Source organism: Peribacillus sp. V2I11, from assembly GCF_030817135.1.
Classification (GTDB): Bacteria; Bacillota; Bacilli; order Bacillales; family DSM-1321; genus Peribacillus; species Peribacillus simplex.
In genome coordinates this window covers 2471568-2490871 of record NZ_JAUSYW010000001.1, presented here as the reverse complement: position 1 = coordinate 2490871, position 19304 = coordinate 2471568, and the positions used below count along the sequence as shown (strand labels likewise).

The window sequence follows — 19304 nt, the reverse complement described above, 5'->3', positions numbered from 1 at the left end:
ATTGGTTAAAAAAACAAAAGTGAAAAAAATTGACTCAAGGTGTCTCCTACAAACTTAGTACCAGTATCCAAAACCGGTCTAATTGTATATTGACTCAGCGGTGTGATGATCAGAATCAAAAAAATAAGGGAACCATATTGTTCATACTGGGTCATTTTTGCCCGCAAGTCTGCGGAAACAAGATCCTGAACGATCCTATAACCATCGAGAGGCGGCAGCGGTAACAGATTAAATACAAATAAAAGGACATTTAAATTTATGAGTATACTTAAGAAAGGCTCGACGAAAAACGGTAAATCAGGTCCAACGCCTGCGGCAAGCAATCCGTAAAAAATTAAAAACCCCAAAATTGCAACAATCAAATTGCTGAACGGACCGGCAAAAGAGACGAGCACTCCTGCCAATTTTGGATTCTTGAAATGGAAACGATTGACCGGTACAGGTCTCGCCCAACCAAATCCGGCTATTAATATCAACAATGTTCCGATCGGATCCAAATGAGAAATCGGATTCAATGTGACTCTTCCTTCATTCTTAGCAGTCGGGTCACCGAACTTATAGGCCACATAAGCATGGGAAAATTCATGAACCGTAAATGCGATCAACAGTGACACAATGACATATGGAAGCTTTTCCAAAGGATAAACCAAAAACCGTTCTATTTGATCAATGAATTCCATCGATAGCTTCTCCCCCAATGTTTATTACCGTTAGTATACATCAAAAGCTCAAGAAGTGAAAAAACTCTGACTTCCATGTCTTGCAATTATTTTTCCATTGTGAAACACTACAAGATAAGAGAGGAAGGGGGGAAAAGAGATGCCATATGTAACAGTCAAAATGCTTGAAGGCCGTACAGACGAACAAAAAAAGGCTTTAGTCGAAAAGGTGACTGCAGCCGTGACGGAAACAACTGGAGCACCAGCTGAAGCCGTGACGATTTTCATTGAAGAAATGTCAAAAAATCATTTAGCAGTAGCCGGTGTCCGTAAAAGCGATCTATAAGATTTACATAATGAGGAAAAGCTAAGCCATCAATTCGGCTTAGCTTTTGTTTTTAACTGCTCAATATATTCATATGCCTCATCAATTTCTTCAAGCGTATATTTTTGTTTGCTTTTCAGCGTGAAAATTTTCTCGGTTACTTCCTCTTTTCCAAGCGTGTCGAAGTATAATACCGTTGAAACCAGCTCCAAAAATCTGGCATTCTGTCCGTTCATATCCTGTAAGCATGCCTCAAGTGCCGGCATCTCCACTTCCTGTATGGATAGGAAATCCTGGCCGGCATCCGTTATCGAATAACAATATTGATAATAACCTGCTTTTTTTTCCCTTACTTCATTCAAGTAACCCATTTCGCAGAGCTCCTCAATCCGTAAGGTCAACTCCTCCGAATACGGTCCATAAAAGTGAAACTGAAACTTTTCATGAAATGGGAAGGACAGCTTCTTTGCGATATAAACGATTTTTTGTAATTTTTTCCGACCCGAGATTTCACCGGCAGTAGAAATTGCATTGATAATGTTTGCATGATCCTTAAACAAGGCTCGTCACTCCTCACCAAAAATGTACCACTTTAATCCGATAGCTCCAAAAGCTTACGAATCTGTTTTTTTATATTTTTCTTCGTAGATTCATCACGCAATACATCCGCTGGATAATACAACTTATGATCCGTTCTTCTTTTCCCGGAAATTGCATCGACAATTTCGGATTCACGTGATAATTCACGAATTTCGCCATTATTTTTAAGCAAGTGAATCGGCAGTCTCTCCTCTTCCTCACCTGGCCGGTAAAAATCATACGGCAGATCTGATGAAGAATCGACGACAAGATAATAATCCGGATCGATGCCTGCCTTCTTGAATAGCGTCCTTAATTCCATCAATCTGTTCATTTGACTGTTCGATGGATGGAATTCCACATATTTAAATAGTTTACGGTTAACGAAGCGAGTGCATAAATCTTTTAAAATCACATCGTTTTCCTCTTCCCATGCTTCGAAATAATAGAGGATCACCGCTTCATCCATTTTCAAATAGTCCGTTAAAGTCACTTCTCCCTTGAACAATGAATAAAAATGGTGCGGTTCTTGAGCAAACTCATAACCGGATTCATATAAATGTTTCGCTCTATGTAGAATCTTGGTAAGTATGACCTCCGCACTTCTCGTAACTGGATGGAAATAAACCTGCCAATACATTTGGTAGCGACTCATGATATAATCCTCAACCGCATGCATCCCGCTTTGCTTTATGACGGCATGTTCTTCCCTTGGCCTCATTACACGCAAAAGCCTTTCCATATCGAAATGTCCATAACTCACGCCAGTGAAATAAGCATCTCGCTGTAAATAGTCCATTCTATCAGCATCGATCTGGCTTGAAATCAGGCTGACTACTAATTTGCCTTTATAGGTTTTCGCAATGACTTCTGCCACTTTTTTAGGAAAATCACGCCCAACTCTAAGGAGGATCTTATTCACTTCCGTATCGCCGACGATTATCTGCTGCGTGAATTGCTCATGATCCAGGTCAAACACTTTTTCAAAAGAATGAGAGAAAGGACCATGACCCAAATCATGCAGAAGGGCTGCGCACAAGGATAGTAACCGTTCCTCAGGTTTCCATTCCGGTCTGCCCTCGAAAACATCATCCACGATTCTCCGGACAATCTCATATACTCCAAGCGAATGGCTAAGCCGACTATGTTCCGCACCATGAAAGGTTAAATAAGTCGTTCCCAGCTGTTTGATCCTTCTAAGACGCTGGAATTCCTTCGTCCCAATTAAATCCCATATAACCCGGTCACGAACATGTATATATCGGTGAACCGGGTCCTTGAATACTTTTTCTTCTTGTAATTTTTCGCCGGAATATTCCATGAACTACCCTCTTTTTCATAATCTCGATGCACTCATTATAGCGTGTTTTGACAAAAAACCCTAACATCCACCTTGCTAGTAAGAGAGGTCATTTTGTAAGAAAACGGAAGTTTCAGTTTGATTTTGTCTCGAAAATAAGGAAATAAAAAATCACCGCAGTGTGTCGAATCTGGGTGATATTACTTGTTCCATTTATCAAAAGCAAACAATCCACTCTAACTATATCTCATGGATCCTACTTTAATTTTTTATTGATTTTATCTAGTAACTCGTCTTCTGTCGGTGCAGCAACTGGACGGTTATTGACAAAGGCAAAAGACTTCTTTCTGCCAGGACCGCAATAGGATTGACAGCCCACTTCAATTTTCGCGTCGGGATCAAGCTTTTCAAGACGCGGGATCAATGTTTTAATGTTTACCGCCAAGCAGTCATCGCACACCCTGAATTCATTGGACATCCTCCGGTCACCATCCTTTCCATGACAAACTATTTTTCATCCATTTATATGACTAAAGGGTATTTTACCGTTTCTAATTATGAATATCAAGAGGGCTGAATGATGTGAAAGGGGAAGGGCAGCCGCTGGAAAAGGATATAATTAGTCAAAAAACTAGTATCCTTTTAACCTTTTTGTATAAAAAATCCAGATTTTGTCCAAAATGCTAGTAGAACACTCCATAAATCACTGCCACACGATATTTTATATAGTTATTTATTTTAAAAGTTACCAGAAAGGGAGTATGTAGAAATGAAGGTTCGTCAAGACGCCTGGACAGAAGAAGATGATTTGCTTTTGGCAGAAACGGTATTGCGCCATGTGCGGGAAGGCAGCACTCAGCTTAATGCTTTTGAAGAGGTAGGAGATAAGTTGAATCGCACCTCTGCGGCATGCGGATTCCGCTGGAATGCTGTTGTCCGCCATAATTATGACAAAGCGCTTTCCCTTGCCAAAAAACAGCGTAAGCAGCGGCAAAGGATCCTTGGAAAAGATCAAGGAGGGAAAAAACGGCTTCTTTATACACCGCCGTCCCCAACGATTTCCGACATAATGGTTCCCCATGTACAAGAAGAGGAACTAGAGTTGAAATCCGAAGTCGATACTACCAATTATGAAGCAGCAGAGGAATTTGTCGTGGCCGAAGCCCTCGCTCCTAAGACACAGCACACACCAGTACCTTTGGAAACGGCCATGAACCTTGACCTTGATACCGTCATCGCCTATTTGGAATCCATGAACGGCCGCATGCTTCAAGGCGAAGTATTAAAAACCGAAAATGAAAGATTGAAGCTCGAAATTAAAGGGCTGAAAAAGCGAAACGAAGAATTGGAAAATAAAATCAGCCACCTAGAACAAAATAGCGGCTTGATGCAGGAAGATTATGAAACTTTGATGAATATCATGAATCGAGCAAGAAAGCTGGTATTGTTAGAGGAAGAAGAACGTCCGGCAACTAAGTTCAAGATGGACCGGAATGGCAATTTGGAAAAAATGGCCGAGTAATAAGATAATGTGGGGTTCAGTTATATGGATCCGCCACATGCCAAAGGCCCTTTCACCCATGTTTATCCGAAAAATGGAGCCGCTAGGCTCTTTTTTTCATTATTTCAAGAAAGAAGGAATAATATCTCCCAGGACGTCGCTGTCTATCATACAGGCCTTTTACAGTTTCAGTGAATGCTAAAGTCGTATTAAATGAAAGAAGCCGTTCCTGAATTACTGGAACAGCTTCTTCTTTCATATCAATCCTTTAATGCATCGAATACTTTATCATTGCGTTCCACCACTCTTGTCAAGTATGCCTCATACATCGGCCATTCCTCAGCGGAAAGAGTATCAGAGAATATCCTTTCGCTATGTTCCTTCAATACATGTAGGAATCTGAGCATAACGTCCTGAACACTCAATTGCACGCCCAACAATTCCGTTAGGGACGCCATTACCGAAGGGACGATATCAGGATAAGCGAATTTGGTTTCTGCATTTCCTTTAGCTGCATCATAAAAACCCTTCACGAGACTGGCACGTTCAGCCCCGCTTCCATTGACACACAAATAGATTTGCACAGCTACACCATTGCGGATCCTGCGTTGGGATATACCAGCGAACTTTTGCCCATTTATACTTAAATCATAACTACCAGGACAATAGGAACCGACGATTTCCCTTGCCTCCATCGTGACCGGGAAATCGGAAAACATCAATTGGACAAGCTCCCACATCGCATCATATCCACGATTGATTTCAATCTTCTGCTCGTTTTCAGGAAAAATGAGCGAAAAATTAAGGACCCCTTCATCCAGCACGACCGCCAGCCCTCCTGAATTCCTCACGATGGCCTGAAAATCATGTTCTTTTAAATGTTCCAAACCTTTTTTAAGAAAAGGCAACTTCGTATCCTGTATACCCATGACGATGGTTCGATGGTGTACCCACGCCCTGGCTACTGCCGCTGATTTACCTGACCCAACGGAAGCGCAAAATGTATCATCCATCGCAAAGGACTCCAGAGCAGGAAACTGAGGTCCAACGGAAGATTGGTCAATAATCCTCCACTCTTGCTGCATTAATAATGAATCTGTCTCACCCATACGAATCTCCCTCTACATTTAATCCTCAAGCTGCCTATTGATACTGCGCCACAAATCCCTGTGCCGCTGTAATGACAGCCAGTTTATATACATCCTCTTCACTGCATCCCCTCGAAAGGTCATTCACCGGACGATTCAGCCCCTGAAGGATCGGACCGACCGCTTCGAAGCCACCCAAGCGCTGTACCATCTTATAGCTAATGTTCCCTGCTTCGAGACTTGGGAAAATAAAAACATTCGCATCCCCCTGAATAAGGGAATCCGGTGCTTTTTTCCTTGCCACAGAAGGAACGAAGGCCGCGTCAAACTGAAATTCCCCATCAAGAATGACTTCAGGGTCCATTTCTTTTGCCAAATCGACGGCATCAACCACTTTTAAGGTCTCGGGGGATGTTGCCGATCCCTTTGTGGAAAAGCTCAGCATCGCCACACGCGGTTCGATATCGAACATTAATGCAGTCTTCGCACTTTCTATAGCAATTTCAGCCAGGTCCTGGGAACTGGGGTTTATATTGATCGCACAATCTGCGAATACATATTTTTCTTCATCCCGGACCATGATGAATACTCCCGATGTTTTTTGGACGCCTGGCTTTGTTTTGATGATCCTTAAGGCGGGACGAACCGTATCGGCAGTCGAATGCGTTGCGCCACTCACCATTCCATGTGCCAGTTTCATATGGACGAGCATGGTTCCAAAATAGTTCTCATCCAATAATATTTCACGAGCTTGTTCATCTGTCGCTTTACCATCACGGACCTTCACGAACGCTTCAACCATTTCATCCATCATGATATAATTCTTCGGATCATATATTTCGATTGCCTCAAGGGAGATTTTCAAATCTTTTGCCCTCTCTTGAATCATCCCGATGTCCCCGATCAATACCGGTGTCACCAGTTTAGCTTCGGCAAGCCTGCCTGCCGCTCCCAAAATCCGTTCATCCAACCCTTCTGGAAAAACGATCTTTAAATTATGCCCCATAACTTTTGATTCCAATATTTCGAATAAATCACTCACTGGCTCATCCTCCTTTTTAGATACGTTTCCCCCATGTTTTCTATGTTTAACCATCCGGTGCTAATCCATTGTCGTCTTCTTTTAAGAATACTCTAGCAGCCAGGTAAATTCCAGCCACTTTGGTCCCCTGCCAATCCGCAAATTTGAAATTTGCAGAAACATTGAAAAACAGTGGTGGTGTTTGCGGGTTGATATAAATTTCCTTATACTGAAACTATGTTATATTAAAGCTATAATAAGACTTAGGAGTGATCGTAATGAGTGAAGCAGCACAAACACTGGACGGCTGGTATTGTTTACATGATTTCCGTCTGATCGACTGGGCTTCTTGGAAAACGTTATCAAGTGACGAACGCCAATTGGCCATCTCAGAATTCCAAGGTTTACTGGATAAATGGAATATGACACAAAGCGACAATGAAGGCAGCCATGCCCTATATTCCATCGTTGGTCAGAAAGCGGACTTCATGCTTATGTTTGCCCGCCCAACCATGGAAGAATTGAATGCAATTGAAAACGAATTCAACAAAACGAAGCTTGCCGAATATACTATTCCCGCTTATTCATACGTTTCCGTCGTGGAATTAAGCAATTACTTAGCTGGTGGAGATGGTGAGGACCCTTACCAGAATCCTCATGTTCGTTCCAGACTTTATCCGATACTTCCAAAAGCGAAACATGTTTGTTTCTATCCAATGGACAAGCGTCGTGATGGTGATGATAACTGGTATATGCTTTCCATGGAAGAGCGCAAAGGCTTAATGCGTTCCCACGGTTTGATTGGCCGCAGTTATGCCGGTAAAGTAAAACAAATCATTTCCGGTTCTGTCGGTTTTGACGATTATGAATGGGGTGTAACTCTATTCGCAGACGATGTCCTTCAATTTAAAAAATTAATCTATGAAATGCGTTTTGATGAAGTGAGTGCACGTTACGCTGCATTTGGTTCTTTCTTTGTAGGCAATATCCTGCCGGAAGAAAACGTACCTTCATTCCTATATGTATAAGACAATGAGCTTCCGGCTTCCGGAAGCCTTTTTTGCGTCCACTCATTTTTATTTTTCCCCGGCTGTGGAATAAATCCAATCCACATCCCATACATTTTCAATAGTGATGAATTTATTTTTTCACAGTCCCATTCAGCTTCAGGAAAATTGATCAAGGCAATTTCTGACTCCAGCGAGGTGAAGGAACGTTACTTCTATTCATTAGCCGGCAAGAGGATATGACTTATCATGAACGGCAGCCGTTATGTATCGCGTAACATTCATTGTGGTTTTTTAAGCCACCCGGGGATTGTCCAGAAAACATATACAATACTACCGGTCGCTATAAATCGCACTGCTTCTCCCAGTCCACACTCTCGGATTGTCCAAATTCCACAGTATCAAATAAACCTTGAATTCAGGAGGGAATGCAATGTCACAAAATAATCCTTATGGTAATTACCCGTACGGAGGAAGCCCTTATTACCCCTATGAGAATAATGAGGCTGACCTGCGGCAGCAGAATCCTAACCAGCAACAAGGTTACCAGCAGCAAGGATACCAACAGCCATCATACCAGCCGCAACAGCCCACTATGGCAGGCACGCCACAACAAGTGCCGATGACGATGGGTCAACCCCCTTCCGGACCACAGGTACCTGGCATGCTTCCGGTCGAAGCGTCGTACATCGAGAACATATTGCGTTTGAATAAAGGGAAATTAGTCACTGTTTACACCACCTTTGAAAACAACAAGGAATGGAATGCAAAGATCTTCAAAGGAATCATTGAGGCTGCAGGACGCGATCATTTAATCATAAGCGACCCTCAAACGGGGAAACGATACTTAATCCCGATGGTATACTTAGATTATATTACGTTTGATGAAGAAATCGAATATGAATATCCATTTGGAGGTGCTGGGCTTACCACCTATTCGCCAAGATAAAAAAAGCCAATAAAGAAGAGCCTCAGAATCTATTTGATTTTGAGGCTCTTCTTATATTGGGATGACTTTTTTCTAAATAAAGCTGACCCAAGAGATCAGCTCCTTCATTACAAGTATTTATATGCAGCAATGATCATTAAGACCCAAGCAACCAAGAAAGAAACTCCGCCAAGCGGTGTGATGGCTCCCAAGACTTTGATTTGCGTAACGCTTAGGACGAATAGACTTCCGGAAAACAGGATAATTCCTATTAGCATAAGCCAGCCGGACCAGTTGATCAGCGGACTTGAAATTTTCCCAGCCAATAAACCGAGAACCAATAAACCCACCGCATGGAACATTTGATATTGAACAGCCGTTTGCCAGGTTTCTAAATATTTATCAGGAATTTTCCCTTCCAGTCCGTGTGCACCGAACGCACCAAGTGCCACAGCAATAAACCCATTCAATGCACCTAAAATGATGAACAGTTTCAATTATTTTGCTCCCCTTCCCTAATTTAAAAATCGAACAAGGACTCCCCATTGGCCTCATCCATTTTAACCGGTTCTACATTCGGTGTAGCCGACATAACGGGCTGGGTCAATGTGATTGGCTTCGATATGCTGATGTTCGCAGCTTTTTCATCAACCATCACTTCACAAAGGGATTTAATGGCAATTACATACCCCTGCACCTTATCCTCTGAATTTGCCTGTTTCGCTTTCAAAACAAGCTCTTCGATTTTATCTAACATTTGTCTTGATGAAATATCCAACTTTACCACCTCGTCTATATACAGGTCAAAACCATCATATCTAGCATAGCAAAAATCAGGGAAGAAAACACCTTGCATATTTCCTACCTTTTAATTGGCTTGGCTTGAAATTTCAAGGATGGCTGTCCTGAAGAATGAAAGACATCATGAGAAGGCTGATTTGATGATTTGAATTGAAAAGCACGGCAGCCCTTTGGAAAACTGGGATCCCAAGTTAAATAGAAATGACGGCAAGCCATACAATTCACCCGGTTCGTTTTCTTGCCCATATCATCGGTTCGAGATTTTCCAATCAATTGGGGATTCCCCCATTTCCATCAGCAATTGATTTGTTTTGGAAAAAGGTTTGGTGCCAAAGAAACCACGGGAAGCCGAAAGCGGACTCGGATGTACGGACTTAATGACTTTATGGCGGGTTTCATCAATCAAAGGGATTTTGGTTTGAGCAGGTTTCCCCCACAGTATGAATACAACCGGCATCGGACGGTCATTCAATAGGCGAATAACTTGATTCGTAAAGATTTCCCATCCTTTTCCGCGGTGTGAGTGTGCCTCTCCCTCACGTACAGTCAAGACGGTATTCAATAGAAGCACTCCCTGTTTTGCCCATTCGACTAGGTAACCATTATCAGGAACCTCATAGCCTAGATCGGTGTGTAACTCTTTAAAGATATTTCTTAAAGAAGGTGGGATGCGAACCTCCGGCTTAACCGAAAAACTAAGGCCATGCGCTTGACCCTGGCCATGGTAAGGGTCCTGTCCAAGGATGACAACCTTTACTTCTTCATAAGGAGTATAGTGAAGCGCATTGAAAATATCGGCCTGATCCGGATGAATGACTTGCTGACCGTACTCTTGCTTTATAAATTCCCATAGCTCCTGGTAATATTCTTTTTTGAATTCCTCTTTCAATAGAGGCCACCAATCATTTGTTAATAACTGCTTTGTCATGTGCCACAAGCCCCTTTCCACTTTTTGAAACTATATTATATCAAACTTAATCGCCTTGCCTTTTTCCATAGATTACGATTTATGTTTCTATATACCCCAAAAGTGGGAAAATAGAAAGTTAGCAAGCAATTTAACCATGTTGGAGGATTCCCTATGAAAAAATGGTACAAAAGAAAACGATTTTATCTGCTTGTCAGCATTTTGATCGTCATTGCAGCCGTAATCGTCTATAACAGCTACAAGCCTCTCCCCGATGGTATTTCCTATGAAGGGAAGGTTCATCATGTCGAGGATATCGATTTCATCTATGACCTTTCCTATCACGATGAACAGGGGAATCTGCAACATGAGCAGCGAATTTTCCAAACCATAAATCAAGCCATAGAAGAGGCTGATTCTTATATCGTAATCGATATGTTTTTGTTTAATGCTTTTTATGATGAAAAGATAAACTTCCCGAAGTTAACCGAGACTCTGAAGGATAATCTGATTGAACAGAAGAAAAGGAAACCTGACCTCCAGATTACATTCATTACTGATGAAGTGAATACTTCCTATAATGCCTACCAGTTAGAGGCATTGGAAACGATGAAGAAAAATGGAATTGAAGTCATTGTTACCAACTTGGACCGCCTCCGGGATCCGAATCCTCTCTATTCAGGTGTGTATCGGACCTTTTTCCAATGGTTCGGTGAAAGCGGGAAAGGCTGGATTGTGAATCCAATGGCTAAAAGCGCACCAAAGGTCACCTTGCGTTCTTATCTTAGACTGATGAATATCAAAGCCAATCACAGAAAAGTGGTCGCCACTGAAAAAACGGCCATTATCTCATCGGCCAATCCTCATGACGCAAGTGGATTCCATTCCAATATTGCGTTCCAGACGGATGGGAATATCATCGGCGATTTTGTTAAAGCCGAAGAAGCCGCTTCGAAATTCTCGGGAGGACCAAAGTCATTTCCTGAGTTCAAAGGGACATCAGCAGATAAAGGACCGATATCGGTACAACTGCTCACGGAAGGAAAAATCAATAAACATGTCCTTAAGGCAATTAAGGGTGCAGAAAAGGGGGACAAGATCCATCTTGCCATGTTCTACATTGCCGACCGCGAGGTTGTCGAGGCATTAACGGATGCCGCTAAACGGGGTGTGAAGATTCAAATGATATTGGATCCGAATCAAAACGCTTTCGGAAGTGAGAAAATCGGAATTCCCAATCTTCCGGTTGCCGCCGAATTCGAAAAACTGGGGGATGAAAACATCTCGATCCGCTGGTACAAAACAGATAAAGAACAGTTCCATACAAAGTTGATGCTGATCCAAAAGGCAAATGAGACGATTATCCTTGGAGGATCGGCTAATTATACCTCACGCAATCTAGATGACTATAATCTTGAAGCGAATGTTGAAATCCATGCTCCAAATGATGCGGACGTTTCCAAGGATGTCGATAGCTATTTTCAAAGACTCTGGACAAATCAAAATGGGACATACACGGTGGATTACAGTGAATATCAGAAGAAACTGCCTGTCTTTAAATACTTGACCTACCGCATCCAGAAGGTGTTCCGCTTCACCACTTACTAAAATTCCCTTCTATATAAATGTTTATCAGTGCCCAAATAAGGTTATATACTACCATAACCAATCAGCAGCTGTAATGAGCAAGATTCCATTTGCCTATATTCAAGAGAATCTTACTATAATTCAAGGAGGAGTTTATATGTATCAAGTACATGTAGTAGAAAACGGTTTACAAGCAAAGGAAAAAATCGATGAATTAGTTACATCAGGTTATACGAAAGACGATGTTTATTTGTTTGCCCATGATAAAACCCGCTCAAAACACCTTACCGAGAATACAAATACAGAAGATGTAGGCATGAAGGAACAAGGTTTCCTTGATACCGTCGGAAACCTCTTCAAATCACGCGGAGATGAACTTCGTAACCGAATGAGCAACCTTGGCCTCAGTGATATGGAGGCAGAACGTTACGAGGAAGTGCTTGACAAAGGAAAAGTTGTCATCGTTGCTTCCAAACAAGATAATAAAGACGGGATTACACACTAATACCCGATAACCATTACCCTATATGAATATAAAAAACGAGGCTCCTTAACCGGCAGCCTCGTTTTTTATATTCATTATCCAAGGATTCTTTGGTATGTGGCCTTTGCATGGACCATGTCCTTCGTACCGTGAATCAACGCCCGGCCATCCTTGAAAATGACTATACGGTCCCCAGCCTTTTCACAAGAGAGAAGAAATGGATTGAATTTCACCAAATAGCCGCTGCCGTCCAGATCTTTGGCTAATTTCTCGAGTTGCAGTTCCAAAGGTTTTGGCGGTCTTACCTGTACAGTATCCCTCCCGCAAAGGACAGCCGTTTTCGTTGCATTTTCCATTGTTAAAAAGGGATATGTCCTTTGCTCTCCACATGAAAGACAATCTTTCTTTTTCGCTTTTGTTAATTTAACGGTTTGGTATTGATTTCTCCACAGATCAAAAGTAACAAGTGCAGGTCGTACCGATTCCCAATCTTCAACAAGGATTTTCAAAGCTTCGGCAGTTTGGTGTGCCACTACCATCGTTACAGCTGGTGATATGATTCCTCCTGTGTCACAGGTCATTCCTTGAATCGGGATTGCTTTAAGCAAACAGTGCAAACATGGAGTCTGTCCGGGAAGGATTGTCAAAGTCATGCCCACACTCCCCACACATGCCCCATAAATCCAGGGTATATGAAGCTTTTGTGATATATCATTAATAATCATCCGTGTCTCAAAGTTATCGGTTGCATCCAATATCAAATCAACATCACCAAGCAGCTGTTCGAGGTTCTGGGCAGTTGCGTCCATGATGATGGCATTCACTTCAACTTCATGATTGATATCAAATAAATGGCGCTTTGCCGCTTCTGCTTTTGGCAGCTTCTCATCGACATCCCATTCCGTATACATTTGTTGGCGCTGTAAATTACTGGTCTCGACATAATCCCTGTCGACAATGGTAAGCTTCCCTACTCCTGCACGAGTTAGGGCCTCGGCATTGGCAGATCCCAAAGCCCCTGCCCCAAGAAGCAAGACATGCTTCTTCATAATTTTCAATTGGCCCCCTTCACCAATGGGGGCGAATAAAGTCTGCCTTGAAAATCGCTCTTTCACCGTGAACCCTCCCTTCCGAACACTTTAGCCTCCACTGACTGGTGGAATGAAAGCAACTGTATCTCCATCAGATAGAACCGTGTCATCATCGGCAAATTCTTCATTGACCGCTGTCATCACGGTTTCAAGACCGTCCAATTGAAAATCCACCTTCATTTTTCCTTTTAGCTGGGCTACACTCATTCCATTTCCTTCTATAGAAAGAGTCTCTTTGCCTAGCTCATCTTTCAATTGGGCAAATAAAAGTACATTAATCATCAATATCCCCCTCTTCCGGTTTCCCCGTTGGATATGAAACGGTTTCCAACTGGTTTCCGACCCATGTCTCCCCATCTTCCCAGTGTTCTTTTTTCCAGATCGGGACGATTTCCTTAATTCTTTCAATCGCATACCTGTTTGCCTCATATGCATCATTTCGATGTGGCGTACTAACGGCAATAACCACTGCGATATCCGTGATTTCAAGTTTACCTACACGATGAGTGATCGCCGTTTCTGCATCAGGCCATCTCTCCTTGATCTCAAATCCGATTTGCTCCAATTTCTTGATGGCCATCGGTTCATACGCTTCGTAAATTAAGAAGAGAGTCTTTTTTCCTTTCGTCATTTCCCTCACTGTACCAATGAAGGTCGTGACGGCACCTGCATTTCGCTTGACTACTTTATCAATCACTTCCTGGATGACAATCGGCTCTTTTGAAATATTATAATTCATGTCTACCATCCTTTATATATAATTCGGTTTGATCAATATAACCTGCCTCTTGATAATCTTCCCTCGTATTCATATTGAAAAAAAGGTATTGAAAATGTTCAGGATTCTCGCAATATAACTTAAAGTCGGTTTCTTTCATGATTTTCACCGAAATCTTTTCCAAAAAAAGACTCATTTTTAATTCTTGTTTTAATAAGCACTCCGTCAGTACAGGAAGACACCTTTTATGGTAAACAGCAAAAAGCGGCTGGAGCCTGCCATTTATTTCTGGAATGACAGCATCGAATTCAGGTTCATAATGGGAAATGATATCCTTGATGGCATCTGCACTCACAAACGGCATATCACAGGCTGCAAGGAACTGAAGCTCCGTTTTCGATGAGGTCAACCCTGCATGCAATCCGCCAAGAGGGCCTTGATCCTTATGTAAATCCGGAATTAGCGGAAGTTGCAGAAAATGATATTCTTCAAATGTATTCGTAATGACCATAATGTTTTCTGACACCTTTTTCAATTCGGATGCCACTCTTGAAACGTTCACAACGCCACCTATGGTCAAGAGGGCCTTATTGACTCCCATCCGGCTTGATTTCCCACCAGCTAAAAGCAACATTGTCCAATCCATAAGAATCACCCTCCCTTTTTTGGGTTTAATCCAGCATCGATCGGTAAAGCTATACTTAAATGTGTCCACTATATTTAAATATTTTAAATCAACTTTGAAAATAATGACACTTTCACAAACTTTGCTTTGTATATCAAAAGATGGAAAATAGGATGCAAAGCTAAAAAACAGGACACCCATCCATCCTATTTCCTGAATTCCAGGTCCGAAAAATGACTTATGCGAGGCCATTCCATTACCTTCTCTAAGGCATTCATATTAGGGTGAAAACTAAGTTTTACATAAAAGAAATTTTGGTATATTCTAAAAATAGCATATTATCTGGTATGCTGATAATATCGATATCTAATTCTCCTGAGGAGGTCACATAATGACTATGAAAAGAGCTATGACAGTTGCCGGGTCGGATTCAAGCGGCGGCGCGGGTCTACAAGCAGATTTAAAGACATTCCAAGAATTCGGCGTTTACGGCATGTCCGCTTTAACGACAATCGTGACGATGGATCCGAAGAATGGCTGGTCCCATAATGTATTCCCTACACCGGTCGAAGTTTTGGAAGCCCAAATCGAAACGATCCTGTCAATCGGCATTGATGCCATGAAAACGGGAATGCTTGGATCAGTGGAAATCATTGAACTTGTCGCCCGTAAAATAGACGAGTTGAAACTGGACAAAGTCGTTATCGATCCAGTTATGGTATGTAAAGGTGAAGATGAAGTATTGCACCCTGAAACGGCTGTAGCTCTGCGTGAATTGCTTGTTCCACGTGCAACTGTAGTCACTCCAAACCTGTTCGAGGCCGCTCAGTTAGCGGGAACTTCGCCTATCAAGACAATTGATGACATGAGGGCTGCAGCTGAAAAGATTCATGCACTTGGTGCAAAATATGTCTTGATCAAAGGCGGTAATAAGCTGGATCATGATAAAGCCATCGACCTTTTATATGATGGAAAAGAATTTGAAATCCTTGAATCAGAGAAAATCGAAACGACCAATACACATGGTGCCGGCTGTTCATCTTCTGCAGCTATTGCAGCTCAATTGGCTGAAGGGAAAAGCCCGCGTGAGGCTATCCTCATTTCTAAAGACTTCATTACCGAGGCGGTTCGCCACTCTTGGAAGATGAATGACTATGTTGGACCTGTCAATCATGGTGCATACCATAAATATGGAATTGCTGAAAAAACTCAAAAATAAAACATCAAGTTTAATGGCCGCTCAAATTCATCGAGCGGCCTTTTTCGCTTTTTTTGTTTTTATTTAGTAAAATAGAAAGAAGGAAAAGCTTATCTAGCCGCCCAGTTAAGGAGGAAATTATAGAATGAAACCTATAGACCGTACAGAGGTGCAAAATGCCATTGATTCTTTCGCCGGACAAGATGTATATCTTCACCTTGAAACGACAAATGGTGCCTATGCCACTCATGTAGATGAAGCTTTCTTTTCGGCAGGTGCTTATATCCGTAATGCATATATAAAGTATGAACATGGGAAGATAGTTGGCGATGGACCCTACCGCATTGGCTTGAAGCTCAATATCGGCTGGGTATATGCAGAAGGCGTTAACCACTTCGAAATGGATGAACAAGGGAGATTGCTATTGGCAGGCCTTGATTTTTCCGGAAAGCTTGCCGTCTCCATGCAGCTCAGTCCTACTCCCTTTGAATGATGACAACTTGCTTGATATATTTCCGATGAAAACTCCCATTCACCGATAACCATACTCACTGTAAGTAGAACGGAAGGAGAAATATACCTTGGAAAAAGAACGCCATGTATTAGTTATATTCCCACATCCCGATGATGAAGCCTTCTCGGTCTCCGGAACGCTTGCCCTTCATAGAGAAGCGGGCACTCCTGTCACCTATTTATGCTTAACTTTAGGAGAAATGGGACGTAATTTAGGAAACCCTCCATTTGCAACAAGGGAATCACTCCCCAAAATTCGTAAAAAGGAATTAATCGATGCAGCAAATGCGATTGGCATCCAAGATTTACGCATGCTTGGATTGCGTGATAAGACAATTGAATTTGAAGATGATGAAAAGCTGACTTCATTATTTACCGATGCCATCAATGAATTGAATCCTTCATTGATCATTACGTTTTACCCAGGATACAGTGTCCATCCAGACCATGAAGCGACAGCACGGGCTGTGGTTCGGGCCGTGGAAAGAATGGAAGAGAAAGAGAGACCTAAACTTCATTGTGTCGCCTTCTCGAATAACTGCATTGACGAATTGGGACAGCCTGACATCATCCATGATATCTCTGCCGTCGAAGAAAAAAAGGTGGCAACATTCACTGCCCACCGTTCGCAAACGCAGGCAATGGTGATCGATTGGAAAGAGAAATTCGAAAATCAGGATGCTGATTTTCTAGACTGGATCCGCAAAGAACGATTATGGACCTATAAATTTTAAAGAAACCGCCAATAAGGCGGTTTTCTTTGTTTATGGCATAAAAAAAACGCCTGTGGATGACAGGCGGAGAAAAGGGGGATACTTTGGAAAATCAATCATAATATAAGCATCCCCAAAATTCTTCATTTTATACAATCATATTCGAAAAATTAGGCAGACAAGCGTTCCTTATGCTGCATTTTCGTTCTTGCCGAGGCTTTTTTTCCATGTGCCAAGTAATAAATGCCAATAAGAACGAATGCAAGGATCGACATTCCTATGAATAACCCTTTGAACCCTGTAAATGGAATAAGGAATCCCAATAGGAATGGGCCAACACCAATACCGAAGTCATACATTGTAAAAAACGTGGATGTGGCTAATCCCATTCGATTTGATGGAGCTTCCTTAATGGAAATCGCTTGACAGCTTGATTGAAACGTACCATACCCCACTCCGATAAAGGCACCGGCAATCAGAAGCGTGATACCATGATGGGATTGGCTGAGGATGACCATACCTACGGCAAATAGGAAGAGCGATGGGTAAATAACTGCATTTTCCCCCTTCACATCAAACATCGATCCTGTAAACGGACGGGACGCCAAAAGGAATACAGCAAATACGACAAAGAAAAAGCTCGCCGCATCCATTAAATCCATTTCCTTTGCAAAAGACGTTAAATAGGACAAGATGCTCGAATAGGTAAATCCGGCAAATCCGATAAAAATGGAAATGGGCAGGGCCCTTTTTTCAAAGTAATCACTGATCTTAAATCCTTTTTGTGGTGAAGCTCCGCCCTTTTCCCCTTCAGGCACATTCATGAATAATGATGCAACTAAAGAAAATCCGGCAAATAAGGAGGCTGCATAGAAAATGATGGAATAACTGAAATGCTGTGTTATCAGCAATCCAATAAACGGACCGAATGCCATTGCCAAGTTTGTACTCATGGCAAAGTAACCTGTACCTTCCCCGCGTCTTTCATTCGGAATGATATCTGCAGCAATCGTTCCAGTTGCCGTAGTGGCAAGGCCAAAAGCAAAACCGTGAATAAGCCGATCGATCAATAAGAGGGATAAACTATCCACCAGGAAATAGCCAATGGATGCAATCAGGAATATAACCAACGAGCCAAGCAACATTTTTCTACGGCCGATCTTGTCGATTTTTTTCCCTGCAATCGGTCTGACAAGCACAGCCCCGAGAACAAAGATACTTGAAGCAAGTCCTGCTAGTGCTTGCGACGCATGAAAGTTATCCATCGTATAAATGGTCAATGTCACCATCAAAACATAGAAAGTTAAAAATAAAAAAAAGTTCGCAGACGAGACAATCAGAAAGTCTTTCGTCCACAATTTCGGTTTGTGATTCATTTCAATCCTTCTTCCTAACTATTGTTTTAATTTTTCTTTCAAGAAAATCAACGTTCGTAACGTTGCCTCTCGATCCTCTTCAGCCAAACCGCTCATTAATTGAAGTTCAAATTCTTCAACTACCTTTTTGGCCTCTTGATAAGTCCTTAAACCTGACTCCGTTAACTGTATTCTCCGTTCCCGCCTATCTTTTCCTGGGATTTGTTCAATCAAATCAAGTTCTTCCAACCGGTTTACCGTCCTGGTTACCGTCGGTTTCTCCACATCTAGATAAGTGCTTATTTCAACAAGCGTAGAACAGCCAAACTGATACAGATAATATACAATCGACCATTGGGAATGAAAAAGATCAACCTTGGCCAATTGTTCATTTAACTTTTTGGTAAATGACCTTGAAAATTGTAAGTTATGATGAAAAAAACCATTTTGAAAGGACAAAGGTATTCCTCCTGTAAAGTAGTTACCTAGGTAACTATACACCTATTCATTAGAAATGTCTAGCCGAAAATGATCGTATTCACTCTGTTTCCTCAGCTTCTCCATTGCTCCCGAGACAAAAAAAATACCCTTTTCAGGAGATTCGGGATTTTACTTGGGAGTGGGGAGGAAATACTGTGTATTTGGAGCAAATACTCGTGAAAATTTGGGCGTTACTCGTGAATTTCACGTTTTTACTCGTGAGTTTAGAGCAAATACTCGTGAATTTCATGCTTTTACTCGTGAATTTGGAGCAAATACTCGTGAGTTTGACCAAATGGTATGGGGCAAATCGGGGCCATGCCATGCTCTTTGTGGTCGATACTTCGAGGCCATATACAAAAGGGAAACCCCGCTATTAAAAACGAGGCTTCCGATATTTGATCTTTGCGTTGCGGAATGATTT

At 42.0% G+C, this 19304-nt stretch carries 25 protein-coding genes; 10 read left to right on the top strand and 15 right to left on the bottom strand.

Features of this window, described 5'->3' with window-relative positions; all coding sequences use genetic code 11:
* Positions 1–5: 5 nt before the first annotated feature.
* Positions 6–662, bottom strand: coding sequence for a site-2 protease family protein (locus tag QFZ73_RS12050; RefSeq protein ID WP_251427378.1), 657 nt, complete (start codon positions 660–662; stop codon positions 6–8).
* Positions 663–819: 157 nt separating this feature from the next.
* On the opposite strand from QFZ73_RS12050, the gene QFZ73_RS12045 reads away from it, so the two are divergent.
* Positions 820–1005, top strand: coding sequence for a 2-hydroxymuconate tautomerase (locus tag QFZ73_RS12045; RefSeq protein WP_034315897.1), 186 nt, complete (start codon positions 820–822; stop codon positions 1003–1005).
* 29 nt (positions 1006–1034) lie between these two features.
* Here QFZ73_RS12045 and QFZ73_RS12040 read toward each other — a convergent pair whose 3' ends face one another.
* The 3 genes from QFZ73_RS12040 to QFZ73_RS12030 all read right to left on the bottom strand — a co-directional run bounded on the left by QFZ73_RS12040 (position 1035) and on the right by QFZ73_RS12030 (position 3341).
* Positions 1035–1544 carry a YwgA family protein gene (locus tag QFZ73_RS12040; RefSeq protein ID WP_251427013.1) on the bottom strand — a complete coding sequence of 170 codons (510 nt, stop codon included), beginning with the start codon at positions 1542–1544 and terminating at the stop codon, positions 1035–1037.
* A 32-nt stretch (positions 1545–1576) separates the two neighbouring features.
* Complete coding sequence (locus tag QFZ73_RS12035) at positions 1577–2884, bottom strand: HD domain-containing protein (RefSeq protein WP_307266302.1); 1308 nt, start codon at positions 2882–2884, stop codon at positions 1577–1579.
* 235 nt (positions 2885–3119) lie between these two features.
* A complete protein-coding gene (locus QFZ73_RS12030) occupies positions 3120–3341 on the bottom strand; it encodes a YuzB family protein (RefSeq protein WP_048683566.1) in 222 nt (73 codons plus the stop codon).
* Positions 3342–3632: 291 nt separating this feature from the next.
* Between QFZ73_RS12030 and QFZ73_RS12025 the strand changes: the two genes are divergently transcribed.
* Complete coding sequence (locus tag QFZ73_RS12025) at positions 3633–4385, top strand: RsfA family transcriptional regulator (RefSeq protein ID WP_307266294.1); 753 nt, start codon at positions 3633–3635, stop codon at positions 4383–4385.
* 239 nt (positions 4386–4624) lie between these two features.
* On the opposite strand, the gene lipL is transcribed toward QFZ73_RS12025, so the two are convergent.
* Both lipL and pta read right to left on the bottom strand, forming a co-directional pair.
* Positions 4625–5473 carry an octanoyl-[GcvH]:protein N-octanoyltransferase gene (gene lipL / locus QFZ73_RS12020; RefSeq protein WP_307266291.1) on the bottom strand — a complete coding sequence of 283 codons (849 nt, stop codon included), beginning with the start codon at positions 5471–5473 and terminating at the stop codon, positions 4625–4627.
* Between the two features lie 34 nt (positions 5474–5507).
* Positions 5508–6494, bottom strand: coding sequence for a phosphate acetyltransferase (gene pta / locus QFZ73_RS12015; protein ID WP_307266288.1), 987 nt, complete (start codon positions 6492–6494; stop codon positions 5508–5510).
* Between the two features lie 257 nt (positions 6495–6751).
* Between pta and hemQ the strand changes: the two genes are divergently transcribed.
* Positions 6752–7501, top strand: a complete 750-nt coding sequence (gene hemQ, locus QFZ73_RS12010) for a hydrogen peroxide-dependent heme synthase (protein ID WP_251427029.1) — start codon at positions 6752–6754, stop codon at positions 7499–7501.
* Between the two features lie 412 nt (positions 7502–7913).
* The gene (gerQ, locus tag QFZ73_RS12005; RefSeq protein WP_251427032.1) at positions 7914–8429 is read left to right on the top strand and encodes a spore coat protein GerQ; all 516 of its coding nucleotides are present in this window, start codon (positions 7914–7916) and stop codon (positions 8427–8429) included.
* A 107-nt stretch (positions 8430–8536) separates the two neighbouring features.
* Here the strand turns inward: gerQ and QFZ73_RS12000 are convergent, their stop codons facing one another.
* From QFZ73_RS12000 to QFZ73_RS11990, 3 genes are all read right to left on the bottom strand, one after another.
* Positions 8537–8905: a DUF423 domain-containing protein gene (locus QFZ73_RS12000; protein ID WP_054398573.1), complete on the bottom strand. Its 369-nt coding sequence runs from the start codon at positions 8903–8905 to the stop codon at positions 8537–8539.
* Between the two features lie 23 nt (positions 8906–8928).
* Entirely contained in the window at positions 8929–9186 is a 258-nt protein-coding gene (locus tag QFZ73_RS11995; RefSeq protein WP_251427035.1) for a YwdI family protein, read from the bottom strand.
* Positions 9187–9456: 270 nt separating this feature from the next.
* Positions 9457–10137, bottom strand: a complete 681-nt coding sequence (locus QFZ73_RS11990; protein WP_307266276.1) for a uracil-DNA glycosylase — start codon at positions 10135–10137, stop codon at positions 9457–9459.
* A gap of 153 nt (positions 10138–10290) precedes the next feature.
* On the opposite strand from QFZ73_RS11990, the gene QFZ73_RS11985 reads away from it, so the two are divergent.
* Both QFZ73_RS11985 and QFZ73_RS11980 read left to right on the top strand, forming a co-directional pair.
* Positions 10291–11724 (top strand): phospholipase D family protein, encoded by a 1434-nt coding sequence (locus QFZ73_RS11985; RefSeq protein WP_307266273.1) that lies wholly within the window; start codon positions 10291–10293, stop codon positions 11722–11724.
* Between the two features lie 136 nt (positions 11725–11860).
* Complete coding sequence (locus QFZ73_RS11980; protein WP_307266270.1) at positions 11861–12208, top strand: YflT domain-containing protein; 348 nt, start codon at positions 11861–11863, stop codon at positions 12206–12208.
* 74 nt (positions 12209–12282) lie between these two features.
* Here QFZ73_RS11980 and QFZ73_RS11975 read toward each other — a convergent pair whose 3' ends face one another.
* From QFZ73_RS11975 to mobA, 4 genes are read right to left on the bottom strand one after another with little or no spacing between them, the layout of a single operon-like run.
* Positions 12283–13302 carry a MoeB/ThiF family adenylyltransferase gene (locus QFZ73_RS11975; RefSeq protein WP_307266267.1) on the bottom strand — a complete coding sequence of 340 codons (1020 nt, stop codon included), beginning with the start codon at positions 13300–13302 and terminating at the stop codon, positions 12283–12285.
* A 24-nt stretch (positions 13303–13326) separates the two neighbouring features.
* A complete protein-coding gene (moaD, locus tag QFZ73_RS11970; protein WP_307266264.1) occupies positions 13327–13560 on the bottom strand; it encodes a molybdopterin converting factor subunit 1 in 234 nt (77 codons plus the stop codon).
* Positions 13553–14017: a molybdenum cofactor biosynthesis protein MoaE gene (locus QFZ73_RS11965; protein WP_307266261.1), complete on the bottom strand. Its 465-nt coding sequence runs from the start codon at positions 14015–14017 to the stop codon at positions 13553–13555. Before QFZ73_RS11965 ends, moaD begins: the two co-directional genes overlap by 8 nt.
* Positions 14007–14642 (bottom strand): molybdenum cofactor guanylyltransferase, encoded by a 636-nt coding sequence (gene mobA / locus QFZ73_RS11960; RefSeq protein ID WP_307266258.1) that lies wholly within the window; start codon positions 14640–14642, stop codon positions 14007–14009. The genes QFZ73_RS11965 and mobA overlap by 11 nt, the downstream gene beginning before the upstream one ends.
* A gap of 370 nt (positions 14643–15012) precedes the next feature.
* Between mobA and pdxK the strand changes: the two genes are divergently transcribed.
* The 3 genes from pdxK to bshB2 all read left to right on the top strand — a co-directional run bounded on the left by pdxK (position 15013) and on the right by bshB2 (position 17066).
* A complete protein-coding gene (gene pdxK, locus QFZ73_RS11955; protein WP_307266255.1) occupies positions 15013–15840 on the top strand; it encodes a pyridoxine/pyridoxal/pyridoxamine kinase in 828 nt (275 codons plus the stop codon).
* A 124-nt stretch (positions 15841–15964) separates the two neighbouring features.
* On the top strand, positions 15965–16312 hold the full coding sequence (locus tag QFZ73_RS11950; RefSeq protein WP_251427065.1) for a YojF family protein: 348 nt from the start codon (positions 15965–15967) through the stop codon (positions 16310–16312).
* Positions 16313–16400: 88 nt separating this feature from the next.
* Positions 16401–17066, top strand: a complete 666-nt coding sequence (gene bshB2 / locus QFZ73_RS11945) for a bacillithiol biosynthesis deacetylase BshB2 (protein WP_214744304.1) — start codon at positions 16401–16403, stop codon at positions 17064–17066.
* 149 nt (positions 17067–17215) lie between these two features.
* Here the strand turns inward: bshB2 and QFZ73_RS11940 are convergent, their stop codons facing one another.
* Together QFZ73_RS11940 and QFZ73_RS11935 are read right to left on the bottom strand one after the other, a co-directional pair.
* A complete protein-coding gene (locus tag QFZ73_RS11940) occupies positions 17216–18421 on the bottom strand; it encodes an MFS transporter (protein ID WP_307266247.1) in 1206 nt (401 codons plus the stop codon).
* Positions 18422–18439: 18 nt separating this feature from the next.
* Positions 18440–18859 (bottom strand): MarR family winged helix-turn-helix transcriptional regulator, encoded by a 420-nt coding sequence (locus tag QFZ73_RS11935; RefSeq protein WP_307266244.1) that lies wholly within the window; start codon positions 18857–18859, stop codon positions 18440–18442.
* A gap of 176 nt (positions 18860–19035) precedes the next feature.
* Between QFZ73_RS11935 and QFZ73_RS11930 the strand changes: the two genes are divergently transcribed.
* Entirely contained in the window at positions 19036–19260 is a 225-nt protein-coding gene (locus QFZ73_RS11930) for a hypothetical protein (protein ID WP_307266241.1), read from the top strand.
* Positions 19261–19304 lie beyond the last annotated feature (44 nt).

Coding starts and splice junctions, on each gene's coding strand:
- QFZ73_RS12045 (WP_034315897.1), top strand. CDS start 820: ATGCCATATGTAACAGTCAAAATGCTTGAAGGCCGTACAGACGAACAA.
- QFZ73_RS12035 (WP_307266302.1), bottom strand. CDS start 2,884: ATGGAATATTCCGGCGAAAAATTACAAGAAGAAAAAGTATTCAAGGAC.
- QFZ73_RS12030 (WP_048683566.1), bottom strand. CDS start 3,341: ATGTCCAATGAATTCAGGGTGTGCGATGACTGCTTGGCGGTAAACATT.
- QFZ73_RS12025 (WP_307266294.1), top strand. CDS start 3,633: ATGAAGGTTCGTCAAGACGCCTGGACAGAAGAAGATGATTTGCTTTTG.
- lipL (WP_307266291.1), bottom strand. CDS start 5,473: ATGGGTGAGACAGATTCATTATTAATGCAGCAAGAGTGGAGGATTATT.
- hemQ (WP_251427029.1), top strand. CDS start 6,752: ATGAGTGAAGCAGCACAAACACTGGACGGCTGGTATTGTTTACATGAT.
- gerQ (WP_251427032.1), top strand. CDS start 7,914: ATGTCACAAAATAATCCTTATGGTAATTACCCGTACGGAGGAAGCCCT.
- QFZ73_RS11990 (WP_307266276.1), bottom strand. CDS start 10,137: ATGACAAAGCAGTTATTAACAAATGATTGGTGGCCTCTATTGAAAGAG.
- QFZ73_RS11985 (WP_307266273.1), top strand. CDS start 10,291: ATGAAAAAATGGTACAAAAGAAAACGATTTTATCTGCTTGTCAGCATT.
- QFZ73_RS11980 (WP_307266270.1), top strand. CDS start 11,861: ATGTATCAAGTACATGTAGTAGAAAACGGTTTACAAGCAAAGGAAAAA.
- moaD (WP_307266264.1), bottom strand. CDS start 13,560: ATGATTAATGTACTTTTATTTGCCCAATTGAAAGATGAGCTAGGCAAA.
- QFZ73_RS11965 (WP_307266261.1), bottom strand. CDS start 14,017: ATGAATTATAATATTTCAAAAGAGCCGATTGTCATCCAGGAAGTGATT.
- mobA (WP_307266258.1), bottom strand. CDS start 14,642: ATGGATTGGACAATGTTGCTTTTAGCTGGTGGGAAATCAAGCCGGATG.
- pdxK (WP_307266255.1), top strand. CDS start 15,013: ATGACTATGAAAAGAGCTATGACAGTTGCCGGGTCGGATTCAAGCGGC.
- QFZ73_RS11950 (WP_251427065.1), top strand. CDS start 15,965: ATGAAACCTATAGACCGTACAGAGGTGCAAAATGCCATTGATTCTTTC.
- QFZ73_RS11940 (WP_307266247.1), bottom strand. CDS start 18,421: ATGAATCACAAACCGAAATTGTGGACGAAAGACTTTCTGATTGTCTCG.